General features: G+C 62.0%; 8 protein-coding genes. 2 read left to right on the top strand and 6 right to left on the bottom strand.

Annotated features, from left to right (window positions below):
• Nucleotides 1–402: 402 nt before the first annotated feature.
• From chrA to AC3WN7_RS28355, 6 genes are all read right to left on the bottom strand, one after another.
• Nucleotides 403–1,761: a chromate efflux transporter gene (gene chrA / locus AC3WN7_RS28330; protein ID WP_102675834.1), complete on the bottom strand. Its 1,359-nt coding sequence runs from the start codon at nt 1,759–1,761 to the stop codon at nt 403–405.
• Nucleotides 1,762–1,844: 83 nt separating this feature from the next.
• Entirely contained in the window at nt 1,845–2,294 is a 450-nt protein-coding gene (gene moaE, locus AC3WN7_RS28335) for a molybdopterin synthase catalytic subunit MoaE (RefSeq protein ID WP_102675835.1), read from the bottom strand.
• A gap of 3 nt (nt 2,295–2,297) precedes the next feature.
• The gene (gene moaD / locus AC3WN7_RS28340) at nt 2,298–2,549 is read right to left on the bottom strand and encodes a molybdopterin converting factor subunit 1 (protein WP_095967284.1); all 252 of its coding nucleotides are present in this window, start codon (nt 2,547–2,549) and stop codon (nt 2,298–2,300) included.
• The gene (moaC, locus tag AC3WN7_RS28345) at nt 2,546–3,052 is read right to left on the bottom strand and encodes a cyclic pyranopterin monophosphate synthase MoaC (RefSeq protein ID WP_102675836.1); all 507 of its coding nucleotides are present in this window, start codon (nt 3,050–3,052) and stop codon (nt 2,546–2,548) included. Before moaC ends, moaD begins: the two co-directional genes overlap by 4 nt.
• Nucleotides 3,053–3,095: 43 nt before the next feature.
• Nucleotides 3,096–3,923, bottom strand: coding sequence for a formate dehydrogenase accessory sulfurtransferase FdhD (gene fdhD / locus AC3WN7_RS28350; RefSeq protein WP_102675837.1), 828 nt, complete (start codon nt 3,921–3,923; stop codon nt 3,096–3,098).
• Nucleotides 3,924–4,067: 144 nt separating this feature from the next.
• The gene (locus tag AC3WN7_RS28355; RefSeq protein ID WP_095967281.1) at nt 4,068–4,958 is read right to left on the bottom strand and encodes a LysR family transcriptional regulator; all 891 of its coding nucleotides are present in this window, start codon (nt 4,956–4,958) and stop codon (nt 4,068–4,070) included.
• Between the two features lie 286 nt (nt 4,959–5,244).
• Here AC3WN7_RS28355 and moaB point away from each other — a divergent pair, with 286 nt between their 5' ends.
• Both moaB and AC3WN7_RS28365 read left to right on the top strand, forming a co-directional pair.
• A complete protein-coding gene (gene moaB, locus AC3WN7_RS28360) occupies nt 5,245–5,784 on the top strand; it encodes a molybdenum cofactor biosynthesis protein B (protein WP_102675838.1) in 540 nt (179 codons plus the stop codon).
• Nucleotides 5,781–6,986 (top strand): molybdopterin molybdotransferase MoeA, encoded by a 1,206-nt coding sequence (locus AC3WN7_RS28365; RefSeq protein ID WP_102675839.1) that lies wholly within the window; start codon nt 5,781–5,783, stop codon nt 6,984–6,986. The genes moaB and AC3WN7_RS28365 overlap by 4 nt, the downstream gene beginning before the upstream one ends.
• Nucleotides 6,987–7,268 lie beyond the last annotated feature (282 nt).

A 7,268-nucleotide genomic window follows, 5' to 3' on the forward strand; every position in this document is an offset into this window, starting at 1 on the left:
GTCAGAACACTGCATACTCCCTGTGAGAGATTGGTTGGCGGGCAGTCCGCCTTCGCGAGCAAGCCCGCTCCCACAGGTTCTGTGTATGGCTGAGCAGGGTTCACGCGGACCGGGATAGCGAAAGGAAAGGGCTCGCCGATCAGGCGAGCAGGGCGCTATCCGGCGGACGTGCGGAGTGACGCAACTTGGAACGGCGCAGGGCCATGGGCAGGTTGACGATGCGCTTCATGCAATGCCGTCCGTGGCCAACAGCGAGGTGGCCTGGATCGAAATGTTCAGCAGTGACGGCAAAGTACGCATGGCGCAGGTTTCCGGCGGCGGAAATCGTCGGTGGCGAGTAGCACAAGCCATCCGGGGATGGCTGGATACTAGGGAGGATTGGGGCGCGTGTAAATAATTGATTCAGAACATCAGGTGCACCACCAGCCCGATCAGCCCGCAGCCGATCAGCACCTCGATCACCCCGCGCTTGAACCGCAGCAAGGCAATGCCCGCCACGATGGCGATCAGCAGCGAAGGCCAGTCCAGTGTTCCTTCGAAGCCTGTGGGCCACAGCACGTGATAGGCAAAGAAGCACGCCAGATTGAGAATCACGCCCACCACGGCGGCCGTAATGGCCGTCAGCGGCGCGGTGAAGGTGAGTTCGTTGTGCGTCGATTCCACCAGCGGCCCGCCGGCGAGGATGAACAGGAACGAAGGCAGGAAGGTGAACCAGGTCACCAGCGTGGCGGCCACGGCACCGGCGACAAAGGCTTGATCCGGGCCGAAGACCTGCTGCACATAGGCGCCGATAAAACCGACGAAGGCGACGACCATGATCAACGGACCTGGGGTGGTTTCGCCGAGCGCCAGGCCGTCGATCATCTGCGTCGGCGTCAGCCATCCGTAGTGACCGACCGCGCCCTGGTACACATACGGCAGCACCGCGTAGGCACCGCCAAAAGTCAGCAGCGCCGCCTTGGTGAAGAACCAGGCCATCTGGGTCAGCGTGCCTTCCCAGCCGAACAGGGCGGTGAGCATGGCCATGGGCAGTGTCCACAAAATCGCACCGATCACCGCCAGGCGCGCCAGTTTCAAACCGCTGAACCGGGCGTGTTCAGGGGACGGGGTGTCGTCGTCGATCACCGCCGGGCCGTAGGATTGTTTCGCCGCGCTGTGGCCACCGGTCCTGAATTTTTCCGGTGCCAGTCGTCCGCCGAAGTAACCGATGACCGCCGCCCCGAGCACGATCAACGGAAACGGCAGATTGATTACGAAGATGGCCACGAAGGACGCGGCGGCGATGCCCCACAACCAGGCATTCTTCAGCGCCCGCGTGCCGATCCGGTGAGCCGCCTGCACCACGATGGCCGTGACCGCCGGCTTGATCCCGTAAAACAGTCCGGCGACCACGGGCACGTCACCAAAGGCGATGTACACCCAGGACAGGGCAATCAGGACGAACAACGACGGCAGCACAAACAGCACACCAGCGATCACGCCGCCCCAGGTCCGGTGCATCAGCCAGCCGATGTAGGTCGCCAACTGCTGAGCCTCGGGCCCGGGCAGCAACATGCAGTAGTTGAGGGCGTGCAGAAAGCGTCGCTCGGAGATCCAGCGCCGGCGTTCGACCAGTTCCTGATGCATGATCGAAATCTGCCCGGCCGGCCCGCCGAAACTGATGAAACCAAGCTTGAGCCAGAACAGGAAGGCTTCGCGCAGGCTGATGGTCCGGGGCTGGGGCACAGCCTGTTGCGGGATCGGGGAGGGCGTGGGGCTCAAGCGCGGGTTCCTTGTGCAGGGAAACGTTGAGCCCGTGACTGTAGCTACGCGCGAGCGTGTTGGATAGCCACCTGTTGCTGCGCCTATGCCCAGCGCTCGACAGCGGATCGGTCGCTGTCCCGGGCGTCGACCCAGCGTGCGCCGCCCGCCACGTCTTCGCGCTTCCAGAACGGCGCGTCGGTCTTCAGGTAGTCCATGATGAACGCACAGGCCTCGAAAGCGGCCTGGCGATGCGGGCTGCTGACGCCGACAAACACGATCGGCTCGCTGATCGACAACGGGCCGATCCGATGCACGACCTCTACGGCCCGCAGAGGCCATCGAGCCCGGGCGTTGTCGATGATCTTCTGCAGCGAGCGTTCGGTCATGCCCGGGTAGTGCTCCAGAAACAACCCGGCGACCGCCTCACCCTGATTGATGTCGCGCACGTAGCCGACGAAGTTGACCATGGCCCCCACGCCCGGATCGTTGGCCTGCAGGCTGGCGATCAGCCGACCGACGTCGAACACTTCACGCTGGACCCGAACCGTCATGTCTCAGCCCCCGGTGACCGGTGGAAAAAAGGCGATCTCGTCAAAGTCCTCGATCACCCGGTCCGGATGGCACAGCTCCTGGTTCAGCGCGCACATCAGGTTGTTTTCACCGAGCACCTGGCGCCACAGCTCGCCGCGAGCCATCAGCAAGCGGCGCACGTCTTCGATGGTCCTGAGGCTGTCGGTCAGGGGCAGTTTTTCACCGCCCAGGTTGAGCTGCTCGCGGTAACGGGCGAAGTAATTGATCAGGATCATTGTGCGTCCTCGAACTTGAAATGACCGGAGCGGCCACCCTGTTTACTGAGCAGGCGGATGTCGTCGATGACCATGCCCCGGTCCACGGCCTTGCACATGTCGTAGAGGGTCAGGGCCGCCACACTGACGGCGGTCAGGGCTTCGAGCTCGACCCCGGTCTGGCCCTCGACGCGGCAGGTGCCGAGGATCTTCACGCTGTCCGGTGTGCAGGCCTTGAGTTCGACATGGATCGAACTGAGCAACAGGGTGTGGCACAGCGGGATCAGCTCATGGGTCTTTTTCGCTGCCATGATTCCGGCGATCCGCGCCACGGCAAATACATCGCCCTTGGGGTGGCCGTCGCTTTGAATCAGCTTCAGGGTTTCCGGGCGCATCCGCACCCAGGCCTGGGCCCGTGCTTCACGTTGCGTCGGGGGTTTTTCGCTGACATCGACCATGTTGGCGCGACCCTGGTTGTCGAGGTGGGTCAGGCCGTTGGGCGATGCATTTGAAATGTCTGTCATGGGAGGTTCCTGCGCTTGCCGGCGCGGTGATCAGGTGAAGGCATCATGCCGGGCTGTAAATGCGTGGCGCGTTGCGGTGGGGGACGTGAATCAGGTTGAGGCGATGCCTGATCGCCCATTGCACGGTCAGGGCGGTGGGCGCCGACAGGCTGACCAGCGTGCCGAGCCTGGCCCTGACGGCCTTGTGGATCAGCTCCAGACTGCAACGGCTGGTGACCACGGTGAAGCCGCTGCGGCTGTCGATGCCGGCGTGTTGCAGGGCACCGATCAACTTGTCCAGCGCGTTGTGGCGGCCAATGTCTTCGCGGCAGATCAGCGCGTTGCCTTCGCTGTCGAAGTACAACGCTGCGTGCAGCGCGCCGCTGCTGCGGGCCATTTGTTGGGCCTGTTCGATGCGGTGGCGGATGTCGATGAAATGCTCGGCGGGCGGCAGGGCGACCGGCTCGAGAATCTCCAGTTTCGGCAAGGCCTGCTCCAGCGCTTCCACACCGCACAGCCCGCAGCCACTGGTGCCCGCCATTTGCCGACGATGGTTCTTCAGCGCCCAGAACGCGCGACTGGAGATCTGCACGTCGGCTTGTACGGCCTGGTCGAAGTGGGTCAGGCGCAGGTCGTAGATTTCATTCTGGTCCTCAACGATGTCGTTGCTGACGCTGAAACCACGGATGAAATCTTCGAGGTTGCCCGGCGACACCATCATCACGGCCTGGCTCAAACCGTTGTAGGTGATTGCCAATGCGATCTCTGCGGCCAGCGCCGCCTGACAGACTGATACGGCGTTGTCGTATTCGCGAAAGTTCACACTCAAGGGTTTGGGTGCAGGGGCGTTAGTGTCGCTTCGATATTCGGCTTGTTCAACTTTGCACAACATGAAAAGAACCTCGAAGCGTTGAATTAAGTTCAGGCTACGGGTAACTTTTCAAAGCGTCCAATCGCTTGTTCCGATGCGCCGATTGGTGATGTCTATCACGCCGGGCAAACATCTGTGTTTCGGTTTTATAAAGCCGAAAGTTGCTCAGTCGGTGCGGCTGAATAGCGTTCGCGCTTCGGCGAAACACTTCTCGGCAATCGCCGAACGTGGCTCGGTCTTGCGCATCACCAGGCCCAGGGGCGCAAGCACGCTGGCATCGGGCAATTCGATGAACGACAGGTGTTCGATGGGCTCTTCCAGGCCACTGTCCAGCGGCATGATCGCGCAGCAGAAACCTTCGTGGATCGCCTGTAGCAACTGGTAGGTCGAATCGCTTTCCAGGATCGGCTGCGGGTCCAGTCCGCGGCTGCGAAAGCTCAGGTCGATGGATTTGCGGTAGTGCATGCCGTTGCTGAGCATCCCCAGCGGCAGTTCGGCGGCGTCCTCCCAGCTCATTTGCGTGCCGTCGAAATGGAAGTGGCGGGTGTCGTACAGCAGGCCTACGCGGGTTTCGCCGATCTCGAAAAACTCGAAATAATTCGGATTGACGTGATCGAGGTAGCACACGCCCAAGTCCAGCTGATTGTTGCCCAGGCCCTCGATGATCTGGTCGGAACTCAGGGACGACAGGCTGTACTTGAGCTCCGGAAAACTGCGGGACAGGCCCTGGATGTAGGTGACTGGGTTGAAGCTGCTGAGCGGCACCAGCCCCAGGCGCAGGTTACCCACGAGCTGGCCCCGGCACGCGGCGGCCTCGGCGAAGAGCCCGTCGTGGGCGGCCAGCAGGGTCCTGGCCCAGGCCAGTACACGCTCGCCGGCCTCGGTAAAACCCTCGAAGCGCTGGCCCCGGGTGACCAGTACCAGGTCCAGTTCATCCTCCAGGTTGCGCAGGCGCATCGACAGCGTGGGCTGGGTGATGTGGCAGCGCGCGGCCGCCTGGCCGAAGTGTCGGGTCTGCTCCAGGGCGATCAGGAACTTGAGTTGTTTGATGTCCATGACGGCACCTGCTGGCGGGGGAGTGAAGGGTTAAGTATTGACGCGGGTGTGCAAGACACAAGGCGAGGCGGAAAACGTGAGGTGCGGACGATCTCATTGTCTTTGGTATGCGTCCAATCACTGCTATCTAAGAGGTTATCGACGGGCTCTATCATTGCTGTGGTTTCTGCTGTTTTTATATTGATAGATTGGCTCGATAGTCTGGTTGATTAGAGTGATTAGACACGGATTTATTTATCGAATTAGTCTCCGGAAGTCATTTAACTTATATCTGCCGGAGAACTCCATGAGCGTCAAGCCGGATACGTTGTTTATCCCTTTGAATATTGCCGTACTGACCGTCAGCGATACCCGTGAATATGCCAATGACACTTCCGGCCAATTACTTGTCAGCCGTTTGCTGGAAGCCGGTCACACCCTCAGCGAGCGCAACCTGCTCAAGGATGACCCGTACAAGATCCGCGCACAGGTGGCGAACTGGATCGCCGACGACGGCATCCAGGTGGTGCTGATCACGGGCGGCACCGGGTTCACCCGCCGCGACAGCACCCCCGAGGCAGTCGCCTGCTTGCTGGATAAACAGATCGATGGCTTCGGTGAGCTGTTCCGGGCGATTTCGATCCTCGATATCGGCACCTCAACTGTGCAGAGCCGGGCGCTGGCCGGGTTGGCCAATGGCACACTGGTCTGCTGCCTGCCGGGTTCCACGGGCGCCTGCCGCACCGCGTGGGAAGGCATCCTTGCCGAGCAGCTCGACGCGCGCCACCGGCCGTGCAATTTCGTGCCGCACCTCAAGCCTGTGCAAGCCTGCGGGACGCGCGGATGAGCGCTTCACCCTTGATGCCGGTAGAGGACGCCATCGACCGTTTACTGACAATGGCCGAGGCGCAGTGGATTGATGGCAGCGAAGCCGTGCCGCTCGATGCCGCGCGGCAACGGGTATTGGCCAATGACCTGCTGGCGACCCTCGATCTGCCGCCGTGGTCCAACAGCGCCATGGATGGCTATGCCCTGAATGTCGAGGGTTGGGACGGGGCACCGCTGGCTGTGTCGCAGCAAGTGTTTGCCGGTCAGGCCCCCGAAGCCCTGGCACCGGGAACCTGCGCGCGCATCTTCACCGGCGCACCGGTTCCGCCGGGTGCCGACTGCGTGGAGATGCAGGAGAACACGCAGGTACTGGATGATGGACGCATCCGCTTCAAGCAACCCCTGAGCGCCGGCAGCAACATCCGCCCGCAAGGCCAGGAGAACCGCGTCGGCGATGTGCTGCTGCGCGCCGGCAAGCGTCTCGGTCCGTTCGAACTGGCGGTCGCGGCGGCGCAGGGCTGCACCCATGTGCAGGTGGTGCGCCGACCTCGGGTGGCGTTGCTGTCCACCGGCGATGAGCTGGTCGAGCCGGGCAATCCCCTCAAGCCCGGCAGCCTCTACAACAGCAACCGGACATTGTTGAGCCATTGGTTGAATGCGTTGGGTTGCGAGGTCATCGATGCCGGCATTCTTCCCGACGAACCACGCCAGACGCGACTCAAGCTCGAACAGCTGCAACACACGGCAGACCTGATGCTCAGCACGGGCGGTGTGTCCGCCGGTGACGCCGACTGCCTCGGCCAGGTACTGCGCGAGTGCGGCAAGCCGTTGCTGTGGAAACTCTCGATCAAACCCGGCAAGCCATTGACCGTGGGCCACTTCGGCCGCGTGCCGGTGATTGGCCTGCCGGGTAATCCGACATCGGCGTTGGTCACTTTCGGCCTGTTGGCCCGGGCTTATCTGTTGCGGATTCAGGGCGTGGAAGAGGTCGAGCCGTTGAGCTTCCCGGTCAGCGTCGGCTTTGCCTGGCCCAAACCCGGGAGCCGCCGCGAGTACCTGCGGGCGAAACTCGAAGACGGTCGAGCGGTGTTGTATCCGAACCAGAGCTCAGGTGTTTTGCTGGGGGCATCCTGGGCCGATGGACTGGTGGAAGTGCCGGAAGGTTGCACGCTGGGCGAGGGTGATACAGCGAGGTTCATACCCTTCAGCGAACTGTTTTGAATACAGTAAACATATTGTGGGAGCGGGCTTGCCCGCGAAGAGGCCGGCATATCCAACAGAGATGTTGGCAGACAGACCGCCTTCGCGAGCAAGCTCGCTCCCACAGTTTTGATCTTCAGCGAGTGCCAATCCCGGGACTAGCTGCCCGCGAAGAGGCCAGCATATCCAACAGAGATGTTGGCTGACCCACCGCCTTCGCGAGCAGGCTCGCTCCCACAGTTTTGATCTTCAGCGAGTGCCAATCCCGGGACTAGCTGCCCGCGAAGAGGCCAGCATATCCAA

Source organism: Pseudomonas sp. FW305-70, assembly GCF_058783925.1.